This is a genomic window from Allobosea sp. P1_B10 (genome assembly GCF_056406735.1).
This window is the reverse complement of the sequence record NZ_JBFTZP010000010.1, coordinates 129,206-150,293: the sequence shown is the minus strand read 5'-3', so window position 1 is coordinate 150,293 and position 21,088 is coordinate 129,206. Positions and strand designations below refer to the sequence as shown.

At 65.8% G+C, this 21,088-nt stretch carries 18 protein-coding genes; 6 read left to right on the top strand and 12 right to left on the bottom strand.

The window, feature by feature from the left end; genetic code table 11:
- Nucleotide 1 precedes the first annotated feature (1 nt).
- Nucleotides 2-3,430 (bottom strand): tetratricopeptide repeat protein, encoded by a 3,429-nt coding sequence (locus tag AC1D2L_RS20070; RefSeq protein WP_476847666.1) that lies wholly within the window; start codon nucleotides 3,428-3,430, stop codon nucleotides 2-4.
- Between the two features lie 270 nt (nucleotides 3,431-3,700).
- Here AC1D2L_RS20070 and AC1D2L_RS20065 point away from each other — a divergent pair, with 270 nt between their 5' ends.
- Both AC1D2L_RS20065 and AC1D2L_RS20060 read left to right on the top strand, forming a co-directional pair.
- A complete protein-coding gene (locus AC1D2L_RS20065; protein WP_476847665.1) occupies nucleotides 3,701-5,107 on the top strand; it encodes a DUF1254 domain-containing protein in 1,407 nt (468 codons plus the stop codon).
- 11 nt (nucleotides 5,108-5,118) lie between these two features.
- Nucleotides 5,119-6,156 carry a DUF1254 domain-containing protein gene (locus AC1D2L_RS20060; protein WP_476847664.1) on the top strand — a complete coding sequence of 346 codons (1,038 nt, stop codon included), beginning with the start codon at nucleotides 5,119-5,121 and terminating at the stop codon, nucleotides 6,154-6,156.
- A 96-nt stretch (nucleotides 6,157-6,252) separates the two neighbouring features.
- On the opposite strand, the gene AC1D2L_RS20055 is transcribed toward AC1D2L_RS20060, so the two are convergent.
- Genes AC1D2L_RS20055 through fliL form a run of 4 tightly spaced genes read right to left on the bottom strand, consistent with a single transcriptional unit; the run spans nucleotide 6,253 to nucleotide 9,232 of the window.
- The gene (locus AC1D2L_RS20055; RefSeq protein ID WP_476847663.1) at nucleotides 6,253-7,068 is read right to left on the bottom strand and encodes a MotE family protein; all 816 of its coding nucleotides are present in this window, start codon (nucleotides 7,066-7,068) and stop codon (nucleotides 6,253-6,255) included.
- Nucleotides 7,065-7,517 carry a DUF6468 domain-containing protein gene (locus AC1D2L_RS20050; RefSeq protein WP_476847662.1) on the bottom strand — a complete coding sequence of 151 codons (453 nt, stop codon included), beginning with the start codon at nucleotides 7,515-7,517 and terminating at the stop codon, nucleotides 7,065-7,067. Before AC1D2L_RS20050 ends, AC1D2L_RS20055 begins: the two co-directional genes overlap by 4 nt.
- 20 nt (nucleotides 7,518-7,537) lie before the next feature.
- Entirely contained in the window at nucleotides 7,538-8,674 is a 1,137-nt protein-coding gene (gene fliM / locus AC1D2L_RS20045) for a flagellar motor switch protein FliM (protein WP_476847661.1), read from the bottom strand.
- Between the two features lie 54 nt (nucleotides 8,675-8,728).
- A complete protein-coding gene (gene fliL, locus AC1D2L_RS20040; RefSeq protein ID WP_476847660.1) occupies nucleotides 8,729-9,232 on the bottom strand; it encodes a flagellar basal body-associated protein FliL in 504 nt (167 codons plus the stop codon).
- Between the two features lie 292 nt (nucleotides 9,233-9,524).
- Between fliL and flgF the strand changes: the two genes are divergently transcribed.
- From flgF to flgH, 4 genes are read left to right on the top strand one after another with little or no spacing between them, the layout of a single operon-like run.
- Complete coding sequence (flgF, locus tag AC1D2L_RS20035) at nucleotides 9,525-10,268, top strand: flagellar basal-body rod protein FlgF (protein ID WP_476847659.1); 744 nt, start codon at nucleotides 9,525-9,527, stop codon at nucleotides 10,266-10,268.
- A gap of 20 nt (nucleotides 10,269-10,288) precedes the next feature.
- Nucleotides 10,289-11,077, top strand: coding sequence for a flagellar basal-body rod protein FlgG (gene flgG / locus AC1D2L_RS20030; protein ID WP_476847658.1), 789 nt, complete (start codon nucleotides 10,289-10,291; stop codon nucleotides 11,075-11,077).
- A gap of 16 nt (nucleotides 11,078-11,093) precedes the next feature.
- Entirely contained in the window at nucleotides 11,094-12,146 is a 1,053-nt protein-coding gene (flgA, locus tag AC1D2L_RS20025) for a flagellar basal body P-ring formation chaperone FlgA (protein ID WP_476847657.1), read from the top strand.
- A gap of 21 nt (nucleotides 12,147-12,167) precedes the next feature.
- Nucleotides 12,168-12,920: a flagellar basal body L-ring protein FlgH gene (flgH, locus tag AC1D2L_RS20020; protein WP_476847656.1), complete on the top strand. Its 753-nt coding sequence runs from the start codon at nucleotides 12,168-12,170 to the stop codon at nucleotides 12,918-12,920.
- 270 nt (nucleotides 12,921-13,190) lie between these two features.
- Here flgH and dksA read toward each other — a convergent pair whose 3' ends face one another.
- The 7 genes from dksA to AC1D2L_RS19985 all read right to left on the bottom strand — a co-directional run bounded on the left by dksA (nucleotide 13,191) and on the right by AC1D2L_RS19985 (nucleotide 20,936).
- Nucleotides 13,191-13,613 carry an RNA polymerase-binding protein DksA gene (dksA, locus tag AC1D2L_RS20015; RefSeq protein WP_476847655.1) on the bottom strand — a complete coding sequence of 141 codons (423 nt, stop codon included), beginning with the start codon at nucleotides 13,611-13,613 and terminating at the stop codon, nucleotides 13,191-13,193.
- Nucleotides 13,614-13,957: 344 nt separating this feature from the next.
- Nucleotides 13,958-15,331 (bottom strand): MBOAT family O-acyltransferase, encoded by a 1,374-nt coding sequence (locus AC1D2L_RS20010; RefSeq protein ID WP_476847654.1) that lies wholly within the window; start codon nucleotides 15,329-15,331, stop codon nucleotides 13,958-13,960.
- Between the two features lie 142 nt (nucleotides 15,332-15,473).
- Nucleotides 15,474-16,523, bottom strand: coding sequence for a DUF1254 domain-containing protein (locus AC1D2L_RS20005; protein WP_476847653.1), 1,050 nt, complete (start codon nucleotides 16,521-16,523; stop codon nucleotides 15,474-15,476).
- 175 nt (nucleotides 16,524-16,698) lie between these two features.
- Nucleotides 16,699-18,228 carry an acyl-CoA carboxylase subunit beta gene (locus AC1D2L_RS20000; protein ID WP_476847652.1) on the bottom strand — a complete coding sequence of 510 codons (1,530 nt, stop codon included), beginning with the start codon at nucleotides 18,226-18,228 and terminating at the stop codon, nucleotides 16,699-16,701.
- A 99-nt stretch (nucleotides 18,229-18,327) separates the two neighbouring features.
- Complete coding sequence (locus AC1D2L_RS19995; protein WP_476847651.1) at nucleotides 18,328-19,116, bottom strand: ATP12 family chaperone protein; 789 nt, start codon at nucleotides 19,114-19,116, stop codon at nucleotides 18,328-18,330.
- A gap of 48 nt (nucleotides 19,117-19,164) precedes the next feature.
- Nucleotides 19,165-20,625, bottom strand: a complete 1,461-nt coding sequence (locus AC1D2L_RS19990; protein WP_476847650.1) for a methyl-accepting chemotaxis protein — start codon at nucleotides 20,623-20,625, stop codon at nucleotides 19,165-19,167.
- Nucleotides 20,622-20,936, bottom strand: coding sequence for a hypothetical protein (locus tag AC1D2L_RS19985; protein WP_476847649.1), 315 nt, complete (start codon nucleotides 20,934-20,936; stop codon nucleotides 20,622-20,624). Before AC1D2L_RS19985 ends, AC1D2L_RS19990 begins: the two co-directional genes overlap by 4 nt.
- Between the last annotated feature and the right edge of the window lie 152 nt (nucleotides 20,937-21,088).

The following is a 21,088-nucleotide window of genomic DNA, read 5'->3' as shown; positions in this document are numbered from 1 at the left end:
GCTAGCCCCGGCCCGGTGCAGGCGGCGACGGCGCGGCCTCGCCAGTCTCGCCTTCGGCCGGCAGCGGCTCGGGCTTCGTGCGCTGGCGCACCGCCGCGGAGTAGTTCGGGTAGCGCTCGCGATAGGCGCTGAGGAAATCAGTCAGCGTGTCGGAGCCTGCCGCGGCCCTGGCCATCTCGCGGATGTCAGCGGCCTTGGCGCGGCTTGCGCCCGTGACGAAAGCGAAGGTCCGGGCGTCGCTGCTCTGCGCCATCGTGGCTGCGAACTTGCCGCGCAGCCGATCCAGCGACAGCGCCTCGTTCGACATGACATAGGATATCGCGCTGCGCATCACGTCCGCGCGCTCGCCCTCGCCGAGCGCCGCCGCACCGCGCCAGCTCTCGCCGAGCATGCGTTCATGGGCCTCGCCCGCCTCGCGCCAGCGCCGGCCGGTCCAGTATATGTCGGCACGCAGCCGGTCAACCTCGGGGCCGCGCTCGGATTCCAGGAGCTCCAGCGCCTGGTCGGTGCGCGACAGGTCGGAGAGCGCTTTCGCTTCGAGCAGAAGCCGCGCGCGCTGCACATCTGCCGGAAGCTCGACCAGCCGCGTCGTGGCGAGGGCGCGCAAAGCCTCGGCCGCCTTGCCGTTCATCAGGTTGATCATGGCGAGCTTGGTGGCAACCGTGGAGCGGGCTGCGCCGGTCAGGCGCTTGTCCATCTGGTAGCGCAGGATCTCGGCAGCCTGATCGAGCAGGTCGAGCTCGACGAGCCTGTCGGCGAGCAGGCGGGTGATCTCGTCGCCGCGCCGCCCGACAGGCAGGAACTCCTTGAAGTCGTAGAACAGCGCCAGCGCCTCGAGGCGGGACAGGCTGTCGTCGCCGGGCTTGCTGAACAGCTCTGCGAAGCGCTGCGCCGTCTCGTCATGCATGCGCCGGGTCAGAGGGTTCTCGGGGAAGATCTCGTTGGCGCGGCGGGCGACCATGAAGGCATCGCGCCAGCGCTGCTGGTCGACATAGAGCCGCCCGAGTTCCGCGAGCGCCTCGATCTCGAGCGTTCCCCCGCGCCAGATGATCGAGACCGTCTCGAGCCGTGCTATCGCCTCGTCGCGCGAGATATCGGGACGCTTCTCGGTCTGGACCAGCCGGATCGCGCGCAACTGCGCTTCGGCCGCGACCGGGCGATTGCTGGACTCGAAGAGCGGTTTGTAGCCGTTCAGCGCGGCCTCCGGGCGGCCGCTGGCGTCCTCAAGCATTGCCTGGAGCAACGCCAGCTGCGCGGGGTCGACGAGGTCTCCCTTGAGCTCCGAGAGCCTGGCTATCTCGCGCTCGGCGACGGTGAGGTCACGCATCTCGAGCGCAGCGCGCACCATGCCAGGGAGCAGTTCGGCCTGGAGATCGGGCGTATAGCGGCTGAGGACCGGCTCGCCGCGACGGAAGGCAAGCAGAGCCTGGGCATTGCGGCCCAGCCGCTGCTCGGCCAGGGCGCGCCACAGCCCGGTTTCCGGATCGGCCTTGATCGGGCCGGCGTCAAAGGCCTTCAGGGCTTCCTGGTGACGATGCATGCGCACCGCGATCATGCCTTTGAGGAACAGCGCCTCGCGGTTGCCGCGCATGGCAGGGTCGTCGGCCATCATCACCGAAAGGGGGCCGTTCGCCTCTGCCATGAGGTGATTGGCGGCATAGAAGCGCGCCAGGGCCAGCCGAGACTCGGATTTGCGGGAGCGGGAGGCATCGGTGACATCGCGCAGCATGCTGCGAGCTCCGTCCCGGACACCGCCGGCCTGAAGCCCTGCCCACTGCTCGGGATCGAGCAATGGGCGCGGGGCCGCGGCAGACTTCGGCGTGTCGTCCTCGCTCTCGACAGGCACATCGAGCGTGACGGTCAGCCCGGCCGAGCGGCCGATGCGGGCCTGGTCTGTTCCGGCGCGCACCACGAGGTCGTCGGAACGTGGGGCCACGGCAATGCCATGGGCCGTCTGAGGCAGGTCGAACTCGACGAATTGATAGGGTTTCGCGACCGTCCGGGCCGGCCCGGTCGCAGTTGCGACGGCGATAGGCATGCCGGAGGGGCCTGGTTCCAGCCAGTGAACGCCGGTCATGCCGGGCAGCGGAACGGCGACCACCGTCTGGCCGCGCTCATCCAGGCTGCGCTGTGGGGCGAGTGCCTCTGCAGGCTTGCCGAGGGGATCGCCGAGCCCAAGCGTCCAGCTCGGCCCGTCATCGACCAGCCGCGCCAACTGCTGGCGCGCGAGCCTCAGGCGCACCAGGGTGACCTTGCCCTCGCGCGTCACCGTGGTGTCATCGACGAGCCCGGGCAGGACCGCCCTGAGATCGGCGGGATTGATGGTGTCGCGGGTGTCGAAGACCAGTGTCACGACGCCGGCTTCGACAAAGGCCGCAGCCCCGGTCAAGCGCGGGAATTGGAATGCGATGCGTCCCGACTGGGCATCCCCGGTGGCAGAGACGGTGACGGCCTGGGGCGCGGGATCTACCGCCGGCGCCGCGGTGGCAGTGGCTTTGGCGGCACCCGGCGGGCCCGCCGTCTGAGGCTTGTCCTCGGCAGAGGCTTGCCGGGGCGGCGACGCCGGCGCATCCGGCGCCTGCGCGGGCTTTGCGGCGGGCGGTGCATCCTGCAGGCCCGACATCGTCAGGGCGCCCGGCTTGGCCGGCCGCAGCAGGTCGAGCGTCAGGCCATCCTCGTCGCGAAAGCTGCGGATCTGCCAGTCCTTCGGGATCGCCAGCGCAAGCTTCGTCGCGCCGCTTTCGGTGGCGTTCGAGACCAGCGTCACGCCGTCGGGCAGGCTGCGTCGGATCGCGCCAGCATCTACCGTCATCGGCTGGTCGAAGGTCAAAGCGAGGGCGCCCTCCGTGAGCTCCGGCGTCAGGGCGGTCTCGGACGGCGTCTGGAAGATAAGCCGCTCCAGCGTGGGCAGCTTTGCACTGCGCAGGCCGAGCGCCTTCAGCGGGGCAGGCGGCCGGCGCGCGGTATCACGGGCTCGCGCCTCGGCCAGTCTCAGCCGCTCGTTCATCTCGGCCAGGACCTCGGGCGGCGGCCCCGGAAGCATGCCGCGCCAATTCTCCGGAAGCAGGTCGATGAAGGCCTTGTCGGCGGTCTCGATCAGGTTGGCACGATAGGGCCGCGCCAGGGCAAAGCGCAGGCCACGCCGGTCCGGATCGACGCGCGAGATCGAGATGTAGTCCGGCAGGTCCTTCGCAAGCTTGGTCACATCGACCGAAACGGGGCTGCCGAAGGCGACCACGAGCACGCCGTTGGCGACACGGATGCGGGTGATGACGGGTTCGTCGAAGTTCAGTTGCAGGCGTCCGAAGCCGGGCGGCATGGCCTGGCCCTGCAGCGTCGCGCTCGCGGCGGAGGCAGGGGAGCGCAGATCCGCCGCGATGGCGAGCGCAGCCAACCCGATACCGAAGGCGAAGGAACGCGGGACACGCAAACCAGGAAACTCACGCAACGCGACACGAATGCGGCAGGCGCAGCCAAACAGGCGTGCCGGCCCCATGCTGGCGACGCTAGCGTGTCAAGGATAACGCCGGGTTAAGCGGCTGGGGGTGGCTGGCTCGGGCGGAGAGCGTCAGGGGAGTAGCGAGCGACCGCTGTGGCTCCGCTCCAGCCCGTCACCGCCAAGTTTGCAATCTGGAATTGCCAGGGCAGGCGAGCTAGCATCACGGGAGCGATCAGCAATCCCTTGGCATGAGGTGATGCGATGCAGCGGTGGATCATTTCGTCGATTGCAACATTTGCAGCGATTGCCGCAGCAGGCGCACAATCCCCGGCACCGGACCAGTTGACTCGACGAGCAATCGAGCGACGAGCCGTCGAGGCGGTCAACTGGGGCATGGCGGCCGTCAATACCGACCTGATGCTCCAGGAGATGCTGATCGAGACACCGGGAAAGGTCAATCAGGTCCTCCTGTGGTCCCGGCCGCTCGACTGGCGCAACCAGACGCTGACCCCCAATCCCGACGCCATCTATCTCCAGGGCTTCTACGACACGAGGAAAGGCCCGATCGTCCTGGAAATTCCGCCAGCAGGCCCGGATGGATCGCTGAACGCCAACATCGTGGATTTCTGGCAGGCACCGCTCGAAGACGCCGGCCCGTCCGGGGCCGACGCCGGCAAGGGAGGGAAATACCTCCTGTTACCTCCCGGCTTCAACAAGGCCGTACCAAGGGGCTACATCGTCCTCCGCTCAACGACCTTTGGCGGCTACGCGCTTTTGCGCTCCAACCTGAAAAGCCATGGCGCTGCCGACATCGCCAAATCCGTCGCCTACGGCAAGCGGGTCAGGGTCTATCCGCTGTCGCAAGCCGCCTCACCGCCACCCACCGTCTTTAGCGACGCGGCCGACGTCACATTCGACTCGACCATTCGCTATGATGCGAGCTTCTTCACCTCGCTCGACCGGATCGTCCAGAACGAGCCGTGGCTCGCGCGCGATCGCGCCATGATCGATGTGTTGCGTACGCTCGGTATCGAGAAGGGCAGGCCTTTCGCCCCCGATGCAGCCACCAAGGCTGCGCTGGAGGCGGGCATCCGGGAAGCGCAGGCCTGGCTCGAGGCGCGCTACGCCAGCGGCCTTCCGACCTTCTATCGCGACAGCCAATGGAAGTCCTTGGCATCGCCAGAGATGATCGCGGCGGTCCAGAAGGATTTCAACGATCCCGACAGATACCCGGTCGACGCACGCGGCATGACGTACACTTATGCGTTCGTCGGCATCAAACGCCTTGGCACCGGGCAGTTCTACCTGGTCGCCTTGAAGGACAAGGACGGAAATCCATTCGATGGCGGGAAGACCTACCGCCTGACGGTGCCGCCCAATCCGCCGGTCCGGCAATACTGGTCGTTGACCGCCTACGACCGCGTGACCCACGCCCTGATCCGAGACATGCCGCGCGCCAGTCGTTCGTCGCAAATTTCCGAGATCCAGAAAAACACCGACGGCTCGGTCGACGTGTTTTTCGGCCCCTCGGCACCCCCTGGAAAGGATAAGAACTGGGTGCCAACCAAGCCCCAGCACGGGTTCGAGATCATGTTCCGGGCCTATGCGCCGACCAAGGTGTTCTTCGATAAGACCTGGACACTCCCCGACGTCGAGATCGTCAACTGAGGAGAACGGCGATGAACGCGAAGCTTGTGATCGTGGCCACCGTTGCCGCCGGCCTGGTGGGGCTGGGCAGCGCGGCGAATGCGCAGTCCGATGGCGCGATCCCCGTGACGGTCGAGAACTTTATCCGCGCCGAGACGGACCTGTACTTCGGCACGGTGGCTTTAAAAGAGAATGGCTTCGGAAAGTTCGAGCATCACCGCGAACTCGCCTCGATCGATGTCCAGCCTATCATCCGCATGAACCGCGACACACTGTACTCGGCGATGGTCGTGGATCTCGACGCCGGGCCGGTCACCATCACGCTTCCCGACTCCGGCAAGCGCTTCATGGCCATGCAGGTCCTGGACGAGGACCAATACTCCCGCGCTGCCGTGTATGCCCCTGCCAAGCGCACCTACACCCGTAAGGAAGTCGGCACGCGCTACATGATCGCGGGCGTGCGGACTTTCGTCGATCCAACCGATACCGAGGATATCAAGCGGGTCCACGCATTGCAGGACGGCCTGAAGGTCGAGCAGCCCAAGGGACCCGGCAAGTTCGAAACACCGAAATGGGATCCTGTCAGCCAGAAGAAGGTCCGCGACGCGCTCATCGTCCTTGGCACGACCCTGACCGACACGAGCCGCTCCTTCGGCATGAAGAACGAGGTCGACCCCGTCCAGCGTCTTATCTCGGCTGCGACGACCTGGGGTGGCAACCCGCGCAAGGACGCGATGTACCTAAACTACACGCCTGCCAGGAACGATGGCACCACGATCTACAGGCTCAAGCTGGGCGACGTGCCTGTAGACGGCTTCTGGTCGATCAGCCTCTACAACGCCGATGGCTATTTCCAGAAGAACGACCTCAACGCCTATACGCTGAACAACGTCACCTCCAAGAAGAGCCCCGATGGCTCGGTGACCGTCCAGTTCGGCGGCTGCGACGGGAAGATCGTCAACTGCCTGCCGATCATGAAGGGCTGGAACTACACGGTGCGCCTCTATCGCGCCCGTTCCGAGATCCTGAACGGCAAGTGGAAGTTCCCGGAGGCTCAACCGGCGGCTTGATCCGCTTTCAGCCGATTGCGCTAGGCTGAAGGATGAGCTTGCCATCCACTTTCGCTGGGGCAGGCCGCACAACCGTCCTGCGTCCTCAGTCGCGCCTCACCGGCGCGGCGGCGGGGCGATCGCGGGCAGTTCGTTGCCGGCGAGGGCGGGGAGATCGTTTGCGACGCGGCGCTCGCGCGGGCCTGCGGCCAGGGCGACGGTGAGCTTTTCGGCGCGGTCTGGCGACATGGCCGCGAGCACGTCCGACATTTTTCTCGGGTTCATCTGCTGCACGACCGGGACCAGAACATCGAGGCCGAGCCGGTCGAAGACGCGCGCGGCGTCCTTCGGCTTCATGGTCTCGTACATGATCACCAGATTCTTGATCGCCTTGGCTTCCTCCTCGGCCGGCTTGGCCTTGGGGCTGTCGACCTTGTCCTCGAGCTGCTTGAGATCGCCGACGCGGCCATCGAGCTTCTTCTCCGCGGTGTCGAGCAAGCGCTCGCGCATGTCGAGTTCGCGCATGCGCGTCTCGATTTCCTCGCGCCGCTCGCCCAGCCGTTCGAGCAACGCCTTCTCGGCCGGCGAGACCGATTTCGCGGTGCCGTTGGCGATGCCGGCCTTGTTGGCGGGGTTGTTGGCGCGGGCTGCATCGGCCTCAGCTGTCTCCTTCTCCTTCTTGGGATCGGGAGTGGGGACCGAGCCCGTCGTTTCGGGGTCCATGAAGCTGTCGGGGGCATGGGCCCGCGCGATCACCTTGGCCAGGCCCCAGACTTCGGGCTTGGCCGGCTGCGCGGCCTGGGTCGCGAAGGCGGGGGGGCTGGCCGGCACCTTGCCGGGATAGGATTCCGCCGTCCAGGCAAGCAGCTTCAGCGCCAGGAGACCCATGGCGCCGAGGATGACTGCAGGAATAAGGCGGGGCTTCTCGATCACGCGGCCTGGCCCTCAAGGCGCCGGGCCGCGCGCATGCGGATCGCGGCGGCGGACTCGGCCGCGCTGGTCATGCGCGAGACCGAGGTCGGTTCGGGCGCGGGGGGCTCGGCAGTCTTGGCTGCGACGAGGGTGGCTGCGCTGACGATCTGGCCGATGCGGTCCATGACGGTCTGGCCGGCCTCGACCTGGGCGGCGAGGTCGGCGGCATAGCGCTCGGCCGTCCGCAGGCGCTCGGCCAGAGTGCGGTCGCAATCGCCCAGCGTCGCCTTGAGCCCGGAGATGGCCCGCTCGGCGGTGTCGGTGGCGGTGATGAGCGCGCCGATGGTCTGGCGCATGCCGGCCTCGTCGGCCTTCATGCGCTCGATGCGCTTGGCGAGGATGTAGCAGGTGATGATCGTGGCCACGAGCAGGCAGGCAACCAGGGCATCGGCGAAGAGTGTGATCGTCATGGCAGGCGAACTCGCGGGGCTCAGGAAGGATTGCCGAGATGGCTGGTGGCGCTGTCGAAGGCGGCGATGGTCGTCTTCGACCGGCGCAGCGGGCTGACGACCTGGACGGCGATCTTGTCGTCGACCCGGCCGATCCGACCCTCGCTGACGATGAAGTCGCCGCAGCGCAGGGCGACGACGGAGTCAGGACGGGCGTCGAACATCAGCGTGTCGCCGATCTCGAGCTTCATCACGCGCTTAAGCGGCATCTTGGCCTCGTGGAGAACGCATGTCACCGCGACGTCTGCCTGCCAGACTTCGGTCGCGAGGTGATTCTCCCAGATCGAGTCGCGCCCGAGCTTTTCGCCCATGAAGCTCTCGAGGAGCAACTCGCGAATGGGTTCGATCGTGGCATACGGCAGGAGCAGGTGCAGGCAGCCGCCGCGCCCTTCCATGTCGAAGCGCAGCTCGACGCGGATGGCGGCGTTCGCCGGGCGCGAGATCGAGACGAAGCGCGGGTTGGACTCGATGCGGTCGACCGTGAAGGTCACCGGCGAGAGCGGCTGGAAGGCGGCTTCGGCGTCGCTCAGGATCAGCGCGATGACGCGCTTGAGCAGGTTGATCTCGATCGAGGTGAAGGGGCGGCCGTCGACGCGTGGCGCGGGCTGGCCGCGCTTGCCTCCGAACATCGTGTCCAGCACCGAATAGATCAGCGAGGAGTCGATCGTGATCAGGCCGAAATTGTCCCACTCCTCGGCCTTGAACACCGAGAGCATAGAGGGCAGCGCGATCGAGTTGATGTAGTCGCCGAAGCGCACCGAGCGGATGCTCTCGAGGGTGACCTCGACATTGTCCGTGAAGAAGTTGCGCAGGCTGGTCGAAAGCAGGCGCACCATGCGCTCGAAGATGATCTCGAGCATCGGCAGGCGCTCATAGGCGACCGAGCCGGAGTCGACGATCGCCTGGATGCCGTTGCGGGCGCTGTTCTCGTCGCCGGGCGAGAAACCGAGCATCGCATCGATTTCGTCCTGCGACATCAGGCGGTCGGTACCGCCTTCCTGTTCGCCTTCCTCCTCGACGATGTCCGGCATGGTCGCCCATTCGGCCGCCATCCCTTCCGGGGAGAGGGGGGCGTCCTTGGGCAGCGTGCCGGTCTTGTCGAGGTCTTCGTTGCTCATTGTCTGTTCGTCATCTCGTATCTGTCGTGCTGGCCGGGAAAGAGGCCTGAGGGCTCACTGGACCAGCAGTTCCTTGAACAGGACCGCGTCGATCTTGGAGGGGTAGACCGTGACGTTGACGCGGCGCAGCAACTCTTCCTTCAGCCGGTACATGCCGGCCGAGCCCTCGAGATCCGAGGGCCTGAGCTCGCGCATGAAGACCTGGAAGGCGTCCTCGACGCGCGGCAGAAGCGGCTTGATGTCCTCGGAGACCTTCGCGTCCGCGATCTCAAGCACGACCTTGATCTTGATGATGGGTTGGCGCTCCTGCTGGCCGCCGCCGGAGATGCCGATCATCATGTCCTTCATCTCGACGAAGGTCGCGGGCTTCTTGGCGGCCTTTGCCGCCTCGGCGGCAAGCTGCTCGGCGGACGGCTTCTTCATGAAGAACCAGCCGCCGCCACCGAGCGCGAGCAGGGCCACGACCCCGCCGATCAGGATCAGCTTCTTCTTGCCGCCCTTGGACGCCTCTTCGCCGGCGCCGCCCTCGTCATCGGTCTTGGTCGGCTTCTTCGCCATTGCTCATGCGCCTTGGGCCCGGACGCGCGCGGTGATGCCCGAGTCCCTATGCAACACCCTGAGCAATCACGGTTAACGCCTCGTTAAGGACGGCAATTCTTGCCGGGCTGTTTCTGCCATGTGGTCGAGATTTGCCGAGGCGTCGCGCAGCAGAAACGTCTCTTATTATATAATGATAACAGTGCGTTGAGCTGATTTAACCATGTTGGCACGCCGTTTGCGGATGTCTGAGTGCGGTGACTGCGCTGGGGAGCGTCGAAGTTGTCGCGGGACACAATCGGGAGACCATGCCGTGGAGAACTCGCTTCTCGTCGGCCTGTCGCGTCAGATGGCTCTGGCGCGCGAGCTGGATGTCATCGCCAACAACATGGCGAACACCAACACCAACGGGTTCAAGTCGCGCTCGGCGCGCTTCAACGAATTCATCATGCCGGTTGCAAGCGGTGAGGCGTTCAGCCCCGCCGATCGGCCGATGTCCTATGTCATCGACAAGGGCACGCCGATCGACCTCAGCCAGGGCGCCGTGGAGCGTACCGGCAACCCCCTCGACGTTGCCCTGCGCGGCGACAACTACCTCGCCGTGCAGACCGCCAATGGCGAGCGCTACACCCGCGCAGGCTCGCTGGGGATCAATGCGCAGGGCCAGTTGGTGATGCAGACCGGTCAGCCGGTTCTCGGCGAAGGCGGCCCGATCCAGTTCGGCGCCGGCGAGACCGACGCCAAGATCGCGGCCGACGGCACCGTCTCTTCCGACCAGGGCATTCGCGGCAAGCTTCGGCAGGTCCGCTTCGACAATCCCCGTGCGCTGGTCAGCGACGGCAACAACCTGTTCTCCTCGGCCCAGCCGGCCCAGCCGGCCGGGCCGCTGGCCCAGCTCGAAACGGGCGCGATCGAGAGCTCCAACGTCAAGGCGGTGGTCGAGATGACCCGCCTGATGGAGGTCCAGCGCTCCTACCAGAGCACGGCCAACATGATGACCAAGATTGACGAGCTGCGCAGCAAGGCGATTTCCCGCCTGGCCGACCAGCAGGCCTGACCCGAACGAGGAGCAAGCCCATGCGCGCTTTGCAGACTGCCGCAACCGGCATGATGGCCCAGGAACTCAACGTCCAGGTCATCTCCAACAACATCGCCAACGTGCGCACCACCGGCTACAAGCGCCAGCGCGTCCATTTCCAGGATCTTCTCTACGAGAACTTCCGACGCGCCGGCTCGGCCACCTCCGAGCAGACGCAGGTTCCTGCCGGCACCTTCATCGGCTCCGGCGTCAAGACGGTCTCTACCGGCCGCGTCATGACCCAGGGCAACCTGACCCCGACCGAGAAGCAGTACGACGTCGCGATCCGGGGCGAGGGCTTCTTCAAGGTCCGGATGCCCGACGGCCGCACGACCTATTCGCGCGACGGCTCGTTCGATCTCGACGCGCAGGGCCAGCTGGTCACCCGCGACGGCTATCAGGTCGAGCCCGGCATCACGATCCCCAACAACGCCACCAGCGTCAGCATCAATTCGCAGGGCACAGTCGAGGTTACCATCCCCGGGCAGACCGCGCCGCAGCAGCTGGGCCAGCTCCAGCTGACACGCTTCATCAACAAGGTCGGCCTGGAGTCGATCGGGGACAACCTCTTCGTCGAAACCGCGGCGTCAGGCCCGGCAATCGACGGTGTCGGCGGCGGCGAGGGCTTCGGCACGCTGCAGCAGAACTACCTGGAAGAAGGCAACGTCCAGGCCGTGACCGAGCTGTCATCGCTGATCGCGGCGCAGCGCGCCTACGAGATGAACTCCAAGGTCATCACGGCCGCCGACCAGATGATGTCGGCGACGACGCAGATGTTCCGTGGCTGAGGCGGGACCAGACATCATGATCCGCACCCTTGCCCCCCTGGTCGCAGCGTTGCTCTCGACCGCAGCTCTCGCCGCCCAGCCCCATCCCGCCGCGGCGCCGGTCGTCGTGGCCACGCTTTCGACCGGTCCCGCCGTGGCGCCGCAGGGCTCCGGCAAGCTTGCACTGCGCCCCGAGCTGACGCTGTCTCGCGACCTCATCAGCTATGGCGACCTGATCTCGGGTCTGCCGGCGGATGTGGCGGCGATGCCGGCCTTCCGCGCCCCGGCGCTTGGCGAGACCGGCACGATCCAGGTCAGCCGGATCATCGAGGGTGCGCAAGCTGCTGGCGTCATCCGCGAGCCCGGCGATCTGCTGAGCCATGGCCTCGCGCAGGTCGTGGTGACGCGGGCGGCGCGCCGCATCGTGGCGACCGATCTCGAAATGGCGGTGAAGACCGGCCTGCAGGAGCGCTTCGGCGTCGATGCCCGTGCCTTCGCGCTGACCATCGATGGCGGCGCGCCGAGCGTTGCTGTCGAGCCCGAGCTGACTGGCGAGGTCGGCGTCGTCGATCTCGGCTACGATCCGCGCACAAGGCGCGTGCAGGCCCGTGTCTCGGTGCCCGGCAGCGTCGCGATGCGCCTGAAGCCGGTGCGGATTTCCGGCGTGCTGGTCGAGACCGTGGACGTCGTCGTACCGAGGCGCGCAATTGCGCGCGGCGAGACCCTGAGCCCGAACGACGTCATGGTGGAGCGCCGCCCGCGCGACGGCATGACCACCGACCTGCTGGCAGACGCCAGAGCTGCTGTCGACAAGGTGGCGCGCCGTTCGCTGGCCGTCGGCCTGCCCCTGCGGGCGGGCGACGTGCAGCGCGAGGAGATCGTCGGCAAGGGCGACCTCGTCACCATCGTCTACGAGACCCCCGGACTGTTCATCACCATGCGTGGCAAGGCCGGCGAGGCCGGCGCCATGGGCGATGTCATTTCCGTCACGAACCCCCAGTCGAAGCGCGTCCTGCAGGCGACCGTGAGCGGGCCCGGAAAGGTCTCCGTCCGGGCGACATCTGCCGGCCGTTTCGCTTCCGCCCGCTAATTCCGTCGTGGAATCCAGATTATGACCCTCAACACGATCATCAAGCTCACCAGCGTCCTCGCTCTCGGCGCCTCGCTCGGCGCCTGCGCCACGGCCGATCGTCTCGCACAGATCGGCCAGCCGCCGGCGCTTTCGCCCGTCGAGGACCCGACCGCCGTCAAGGGCTACAAGCCCGTCCAGATGCCGATGCCGGCGATGGAACACGCGTCCTTCGCGCCCAATTCGCTGTGGCGGACAGGCTCACGCGCCTTCTTCAAGGACCAGCGCGCCCGACTGGTCGGCGATCTCGTCACGGTCAAGGTCAAGATCACCGACCGCGCGCAGCTAGACAACACCACCAAGCGCTCGCGCAAGAACGGCGAGGATTTCGGAGCGGAGAACATCCTCGGCTTCGAGAACAAGCTCGGGTCGGTTCTTCCCAAGGGCGCCAATGCGGGCTCGCTGCTCAAACTCGATTCCGAGGGCTCGAGCGAGGGATCGGGTTCGGTGCGCCGCGCCGAGCAGCTGACCACGAATGTCGCCGCCGTAGTCACGCAGACCTTGCCCAACGGCAATCTGGTGATCGAGGGCAAGCAGGAGATCAGGGTCAACTTCGAGGTTCGCGAGCTCATCGTCGCCGGCGTCATCCGGCCCGAGGACATCGAGTCGGACAACACCATCGAATCCAGCAAGATCGCCCAGGCCCGCATCGCCTATGGAGGCCGCGGCCAGCTCACCGATGTCCAGCAGCCGCGCTATGGCCAGCAGGTGATGGACGTCCTGCTGCCCTTCTGATCGCGTACCGACCACGCTCCCCATTCCGAACGACGCGGAACGCTCCCCGCATTCCCCCGTGTCGTTCGGCAGGCGGTTCCTCCCGGGCCGCCGACACCTGCATCGGCTTTTCCCGAACGTCCCGGGCCGATGCTTCATCCCGGCCGCCCGCTACGCTCCCCAAGCCACCAGGCTGGCGGCCAAAAAAAGAAGCCCCGCGCCTCCCGCGCGGGGCTTCGGAATCTCCGCTCCCGGTATTCCAGTCAATGCAGCTTCAGGCGAGGCCCGGAGCTAGTCGTCGCGGAAGACCCGCTCATTGCGCTCGTGACGCTCCTGCGCTTCGAGAGACAGTGTCGCGATGGGGCGGGCTTCGAGGCGCTTCAGCGAGATCGGTTCGCCCGTATCTTCGCAATAGCCGTAGGAGCCTTCGTCGATCCGCGCGATCGCCGATTCGATCTTTGCGATCAACTTGCGCTGCCGGTCTCTGGCGCGCAGCTCGATGGCGCGATCCGTCTCGGATGAGGCGCGATCGGCGACGTCAGGATGATTCTCGCTTTCGCTCTGCAGCGTGACGAGGGTTTCCTTGGCCTCCTTGAGAATCTCGTTCTTCCAGGACATGAGCTTGCCGCGAAAATACTCGCGCTGCCGCTCGTTCATGAACGGCTCGTCGTCGGAGGGTTTATAGTCCGCGTCGAGGGTAATTTGCTTCGACATAGGCGCACTCTCTGAGTTGGTCTACCGGCCAGCGCCCGCCGGCTTTGCCGTTGGAGGCCCGCCGATTTCGCGCCCTTATAGCGAGGGACGTCTACGGTAACAATCGGCTTGGCTCGACTCGTCAACCGGTTGTGATGACGCTTGGTCGCTTTCCAGTGAATTGCGTTTAGATTCAGCTGGTTGCGGTGCGCCAATATGAGGCTAAACCATGGTCTGAGGCGCTTAAAACAGCGGTCTGGAGGGTGAAGAGCCGCAGAATCGAACCGGTGACGGGTGACGCTGAGTGATTCTGCGAGGCGGAAAGTGCCCAGCGCGTCTGTGTCAGGTCTCGCATCGGCTCGACTTCAGAACTGGAAGTAGATGAACTCGTAATTGGCGTCTTCGCCGATCTTCAGCAGCACGATGACCATCAGCATTCCGGCCAGCACTGCGATCCAGCGCGAGGGCGGGGCCTTCTGTACCAGAACCCAGGCCGTGGGACCGAGGATGGCAAAGGCTGCGGCTGGTACCAACGCCCGCCATTTCATGCCCGAGCCGAGCGGAGCGAATCCGAGCAGCCCCTTGTAGATCAGCAGGGCGGCTTCGAAGTTCGGGGCGCGGAACAACACCCAGCAGAGGGCCACGAACAGGAAGGTCAGGAGCCATCCGAGCGGGCGCGGCATCGACAGTCCGGCACGGCGCCAGAACAGCGCCGCGATCAGCGCGAGGCCATGCGCAACGCCCCAGGCGATGAACGTCAAGCCGGCGCCATGCCAGAGCCCGCCCAACGCCATTGTCGCAAACAGCGCCCAAACCTGCGTCGGTAGGCCATGCCGGGAGCCGCCGAGGCCGATGTAGAGGTAGTCGCGCAGGAAGCGCGACAACGTCATGTGCCAGCGGCGCCAGAAGTCCTGGATGCCGAGCGAGCGATAGGGGGCCTCGAAATTCTGGGGCAGCACGATGCCGAAGAGCAGCGCCAGGCCCAGAGCCATGTCGGTGTAGCCCGAGAAGTCGAAATAGATCTGGAATGTGAACGCCAGCGTCGCCTGCCAGGCGTCCGCGACGCTGACCAGTTTCCCCGCCGCCGCCGCCGCGAAGACCGGATTGGCGTATTCGGCCAGTGGGTCTCCCAGCAGCACCTTCTTGCCCAGGCCCAGGGTCAGTAGCAGGAGGCCACGTCCAAAACGCTCGGCGACATCGGGGCGCTGATAGGGGCGCTCGTCGAACTGGTGCATGATCTCGCGCCAGCGCACCAGCGGCCCCGCCAGCACCTGCGGGAAGAAGGCGATGTAGAGGGCGTAGCGAACCAGATCGTAGCGCGGAGCCTGCCCGCGCCTGAGATCGGTGAGATACATCACGTGATGGAAGGTGAAGAACGAGATCCCGAGCGGCAGCGCCAGATCGAACTTCACCGCAGGCAAGCCGGGAATCATCCCGGCAAGGTCGGCGAAGAAGTTGAGGTATTTGAACAGGCCCAGCACCGCGAGGTTGGCGATGATCGCCAGCGTGATCAGCCCGCCCGCCCGGGTCTTCTGGAAGGCCTCCGCAACCAGCCAGTTCAGCACGATCGACAGCGCGAGCAACGGCACGAAACGCCAGTCCCAATAGCCGTAGAAGGCGAAGGAGAGGGCGACGAGCACGGGCAGCCTGGCTCGCGGCGCAAAGCGCTCGGCGAGCCAGTGCAGGCCAAGCGCCAAAGGCAGGAAGGCCAGCAGGAAGGCAAAGGAGTTGAACAGCATCAGGTGTGGCGCAATCTCATGTCGCGCGTCGGCTTAGAGGATTGCGCAGCGGCTGTCATGCCGGAGCGCGTGGCAGGCGCTCCGGCAGCGAGCTGGTTCTTATTGCCGGGAGGAAGCCGGCCGTGAGCTGTCGGCCCAGCGCCTACTGTAAAACCTTGGCCTCCGGGAACGTCCACTTCCCATCGAGAATGGGTTGGTCCGGGCGATAGAGCCTCGCTGTGTAATTCCAGCCCTCGACGATGGGCAGGCAGTTGGGGATCTTGCCGTCGCAGCCGCCGAACTGGATCGTGGTCGAGCCATCCCCGTTCTTCTTCGCGGTGATGTCGTTGATGGAATACGCGTTGTAGGCGTTCTTCTCGAAGAAGCCCTTTGGATTGTAGACGCTGACGGACCAGAACGACTTCACGGGGACGTTGCGTGGCACGGTGACGGAGTAGGTCGTTTTGCCATCGTTCTTCGCAGGGGTGAAACTCGCATAGCTGGCGTCCTTGTCAGGATTTCCGCCCCATCCGGCTGCCGTACCGATCAAGTGCTGGACCGGGTCGACCTGGCCGCGGGCTCCGAAGGCTCCCCGGAAAGAGGTCTGATGCTTCGCCAGCGCGAGCAGCGCGTTGCGGACCTCTGTGAGGCTGCCTCCATCCCAGTTGGGAAGATCGAGTTTGCCGATGTCCTTCTGGCTGACCTTGATGCCGTCCTGAAGCCGATGCACCTCGGCCATGTCCTTGGGATCATTCGGATCGACCAGCGTCCGGACCGCCGCGAAGGCATAGCGCGTTCCGACAGACTTCTGCGACAGCATGATCGGCTTGGTGCCGTATGCGACAATCGGCACATAGTGATCCTGGTCGACGATCATCATCGACATGAAGCGTTTGCCCGCATTGGGCAGCGACAGCGTGACCGGGCCACCGCTGAGATCGAAGACGGCGAACGAATAGAGGGTGTCGCGGTTCATGCGAATGACGGTCTGATCATCGATCGAGGCAGGCTCGCGGGCGTGATAAAACTTGCCCAGTCCACCTGCGACCTTCGCGTTGGTCGCGAGATAATGATCGGTCTCGGCCCTGGGAAAATTGCTGACCGTGACCGGTATCTTGCCGCCGCCCGCCTGAGCGTATGCGCTCCCGGACAATGCGGTCGAGGCAAGTGCAAGCGAGGCGAATGCGAAGCTGATAGCGAACGAGCGAACCATGGAAATTCCCCCCCACTCAAGGTTGCGCGTGGCAACGAGGGGGATCATTTCGCAGGACTTGGCGCGAGGCAACTAAAACGGCATCGGCCCACCCCGATCACTGCCGTAATCGTGTCGGAAACGCAGTAAGCGGGCCTTGGCAGGCCGCTTACTGCCGGCAGGCTCCGGGATGACGCTAGAGCGGGATGTTGTCGTGCTTGCGCCAGGGCCGCTCGACGTTCTTGGTGCGCAGCATGGCGAGCGCGCGTGCGATGCGGCGGCGCGTGCCGTGCGGCATGATGACCTCGTCGATATAGCCGCGCTCGGCCGCCACGAAGGGCGACATGAAGCGGTCCTCATATTCCTTGGTCTGCCGCGCGATCGTCTCCGCATCGCCACCGCGGAAAATGATCTCGACCGCCCCCTTGGCGCCCATCACCGCGATCTGCGCGGTCGGCCAGGCATAGTTCACATCCGCGCCGATATGCTTGGAGGCCATCACGTCATAGGCGCCGCCGAAAGCTTTGCGGGTGATCACGGTGACCAGCGGCACCGTGCATTCGCTATAGGCGTAGAGCAGTTTCGCGCCGTGCTTGATCAGGCCGCCATACTCCTGCGCCGTGCCGGGCAGGAAGCCGGGCACGTCGACCAGCGTCACGATCGGGATCTCGAAGGCGTCGCAATAGCGCACGAAACGAGCGGCCTTCCGCGAGGCGTCGGAATCGAGCACGCCGGCCAGCACCATCGGCTGGTTGGCGACGACACCGACAGTGCGGCCTTCTATGCGACCGAAACCCGTGACGATGTTCTTGGCGTAAGCCTGCTGGATCTCGAAGAAATCGCCCTCGTCGAGCGTCTTCAGGATCAGTTCCTTGATGTCGTAGGGCTTGTTGGGATTGTCCGGGACCAGCGTGTCCAGGCTCATGTCGACACGGTCGGGCACGTCGAAGCTCGGCCATTCCGGCACGCCGGCGGTGTTGTTGGCCGGCAGGAAGTCGATCAGGCGGCGCACCTGCAGCAGCGCCTCGACATCGTTCTCGAAGGAGCCGTCGGCAACCGAGGACTTTGAGGTGTGAACCTTGGCGCCGCCGAGCTCTTCGGAGGTCACCGTCTCGTTGGTGACGGTCTTCACCACGTCCGGCCCGGTCACGAACATGTAGGAGGTGTCGCGGACCATGAAGATGAAGTCGGTCATCGCTGGCGAATAGACGTCGCCGCCGGCGCAGGGGCCCATGATCACCGAGATCTGCGGGATGACGCCGGACGCCTGGACGTTGCGCTTGAAGACCTCGCCATAGCCGCCGAGCGCCGCGACGCCCTCCTGGATGCGGGCGCCGCCGGCATCGAACAGGCCGACAATCGGGGCGCGCATCTTCAGCGCCATGTCCTGGATCTTGATGATCTTCTGGGCATGGGTTTCCGACAGCGAGCCGCCGAACACCGTGAAATCCTTGGAGAAGACGAAGACGGTGCGGCCATTGACCGTGCCCCAGCCGGTGACGACGCCGTCGCCGGGGATCTTTTCCGCCTTGTCCATGCCGAAGTCGACGCAGCGATGCTGCACGAACATGTCGAACTCCTCGAAGGAGTCGCGGTCGAGCAGGAGTTCGATGCGTTCGCGCGCTGTCAGCTTGCCGCGCTTGTGCTGGGCGTCGATGCGGCGGGCGCCGCCGCCCTGCCGCGCGCCTTCGCGACGATCTTCGAGCTGGTCGAGTATGTCTTTCATGGCGAAGCCCCGGAAGCGGACGAAATGCTCGTTCCGGATTAAGCGGAGGAACGCGGGCTGTCCATCACCGTCATCCGTCGATGAAGGCCGAGGGATCGCTCAGCCGTGCTTCAGCAGCAGCGCCGCAGCATCGAACTCGGTGCGCCGGATCGCGCGGCGCTCCGCGGCTTCCTCGTCCTGGCCCCAGATCGCGATCTGGAAATCCTCGTCGAGATGGGCTGCATCCCAGATGGCGTCGGCGTCACAAAGGCCGTCGGCGAGGGCCAGCGTCAGGATCGTCGAGCCGGTCAGCGTCATGACGTTATGGGCGCCCGCAAGGGCAAGCGGGGCGGGGATGGCTTGGACGCGGCTGGCAACGGCGTCCAACGTGGCGGCCGGCTGCTCGGCATAGGTCACGCCCTGCGCGAGAACGAAACGGGCGCCAAGGCGCTGCGAGACCTCGTCCAGGATCGGGTCCCAGACCTCGGACTGGCGCGCGACGAGCGTGTCGGGCTCGGCGGCACGATAACAGAGCGCGTCGCTGCCGGCATAGCGCACGATCTCGGCGCGCACCGCGATGTGCTGGTCGACGACGCCGTCGAGCGCCGAGTTGACCAGCCGCGTCAGCGGCATTCTCGCAGGATCGATCTTCTCGCTCGGCGCGTGCCATTCGGCGGCGAGCGCCTCGGCGACAGGGCGCGAGGTCACGGCAAGCGGGTTGCGCGCCGGGGTGCGGGCCGTGCGGCCGTCGAGTGCGACATGGAACAGGCCATCACGCTCGAGCACCGAGGCCTTCTCATAGAAGCGCTTGGGCAGGGCGTTGCGCATGCCCGACTGCGCGGCGGCCACGGGGTCGGGCTGGCGTTGGCCGGAAGCGCCGAAGCGCGCGAGGAAATCATCGGTCGACATCGCCCGGCCATAGCGCGCTTTGGCTCATGCGGGCAATGGGCGGTCGTCTCAGGCGGCGCGGATGCGACCCAGGAAATCGTCGACGGCGCCCTGAAGCTCGGTCGCTTTCGTCGCGAGGTTGTCTGCAGACAAGGCGACGAAGTCGGCGACCTGGCCGGCCTCGGAGGCGAACTGGCTGACGAGGCGGATGTTGCCGGAGGCCGTCACTGTCTGGTGGGCGGCCTCGCCGACATTGGCGGCAATGCCCTGGGTCGCCGCGTTCTGCTGCTCGACGACGCAGGACACGGCGTTCGCGATCTCGCGAAGCGTCGCTATTGTCCGGTTCATGGCGTCGATCGCCTCGACGGCCTCTCCGCTCGAGCTGCGGATGGCCTGGATCTGGTCCTGGATTTCGCCCGTCGCCGCTGCGGTCTGGCCGGCCAGCGCCTTGACCTCGCCTGCGACCACGGCAAAGCCGCGACCATATTCACCGGCACGGGCGGCCTCGATCGATGCGTTCAGCGCCAGCAGGTTGGTGCGGCCCGCGATCTCGGAGATGGTGTCGGCGATGAGGCCGACGCCCTGGGCCTTCAGCGAGAGCCTGTCGACCGTGGAGAGCACGTCGTCGACCCGGCGCGATGCGGCCTCGACGGTCGCGACGGTCTCCAGGACGCGCCTTTCGATTTCGCCGATCGATCCCGCAAGGTCGCCGGTTGCCTCGTTGACGGCGATGACATTCGAGGATGCCTGCTGGGACGAGGCCGCGGCGGCCTCGGAATGCTCGGAGACGAGCCGGGCGCCCGTCGTCATCTGGCCAGCGGAGCAGCGCAGGGCATCAATCGACGACAGCACATCGTTCGCGATCGACGCGATCTCGGTCTCGAATGCGTCAGCCACGATGGTCAGCGTAGCCTTGCGGATTTCGGTCGCTTCGGCTGTGGCTTTCACCAGATCGGCCTTGGCCTGCTCCGCGACGGCGCGCGCGTGGTCAGCCTGCTCCCGTTCAGCCTCTGACCGCTCCAGCGCGTCCTTGAAATGCACCGCGATCCAGCCGAGCGCCGCAGCCTCCACGATGACGATGCCCGCGTGGATCAGGACGCGGTTCAGGTCGTTGCCGCCGGGGAAGACCGCGGCCGAGTTCAAAAGGCTCAGGCCAGCATGGTGGATCGCGATGGCGATCGTGCCCGACAGGAAGATGCGCCAGTCGAGCCAGCCCGACAAAATCGCCAGGACAGCCAGGAAATAGAGATGCATCTCGACCTGGTAGGGATGGCCGGCCAGGGCAGCGACCAGCATCATCACCTGGCCGATCACGATGATCGACGACAGCTGCCGGTTGCGCCAGTCGGACCCTAGCAGCAACCAACTGGTCGTCGCGACAATGGCGAGGGTGCTGCCGGAGACGACGGCGGCGAAGGTGTTGGTCGACTCACGAAGCAAGCCTACACCCGCAAGCAGTGCGGCATTGGCCCAGATCCACGCGACCAGGAATGCGCCGAAGCGGGCACGCAGGATCTCGACATGTCTCATGCTGTCGTCTTGCCTCTATTTCCGAAACAGAGGATGGCCATCCGCGCGTCGATGACCAGCCAGGCTCCGAGCCGATAAAGCGACGACGCATAGTCGCGGTGCGGGCTCACGCTGATGATCCAGGAGGGGCTGCCGACCACATCCAGCAGTCGGCCATCCGCCTGGGCGATGGTGGAGATGCCGGCACGCGAGCCGGTGTCGTCCGGAAACAGCGCGGCGACCGGGCGGCCTGCGACTGGCCAGGCTGCGATCGCAAGGGCGGTTCCCGCCATCACAATCGCCATGCAGGTTCCGAATAGGACTTCGCGCATTGCGAGCAATCCCTTGGCCCCTCCCGGCGAGGCTTCGATCGATATCTGCCAATAGGACTAGGCCATTCGGGTAAAGGCTTCCTTTCGAGCCATTGCGCAAACAGCGAACTGGCACATTCGGGCGAAGGATCGGCGTGCCGGCGCTGCGACGC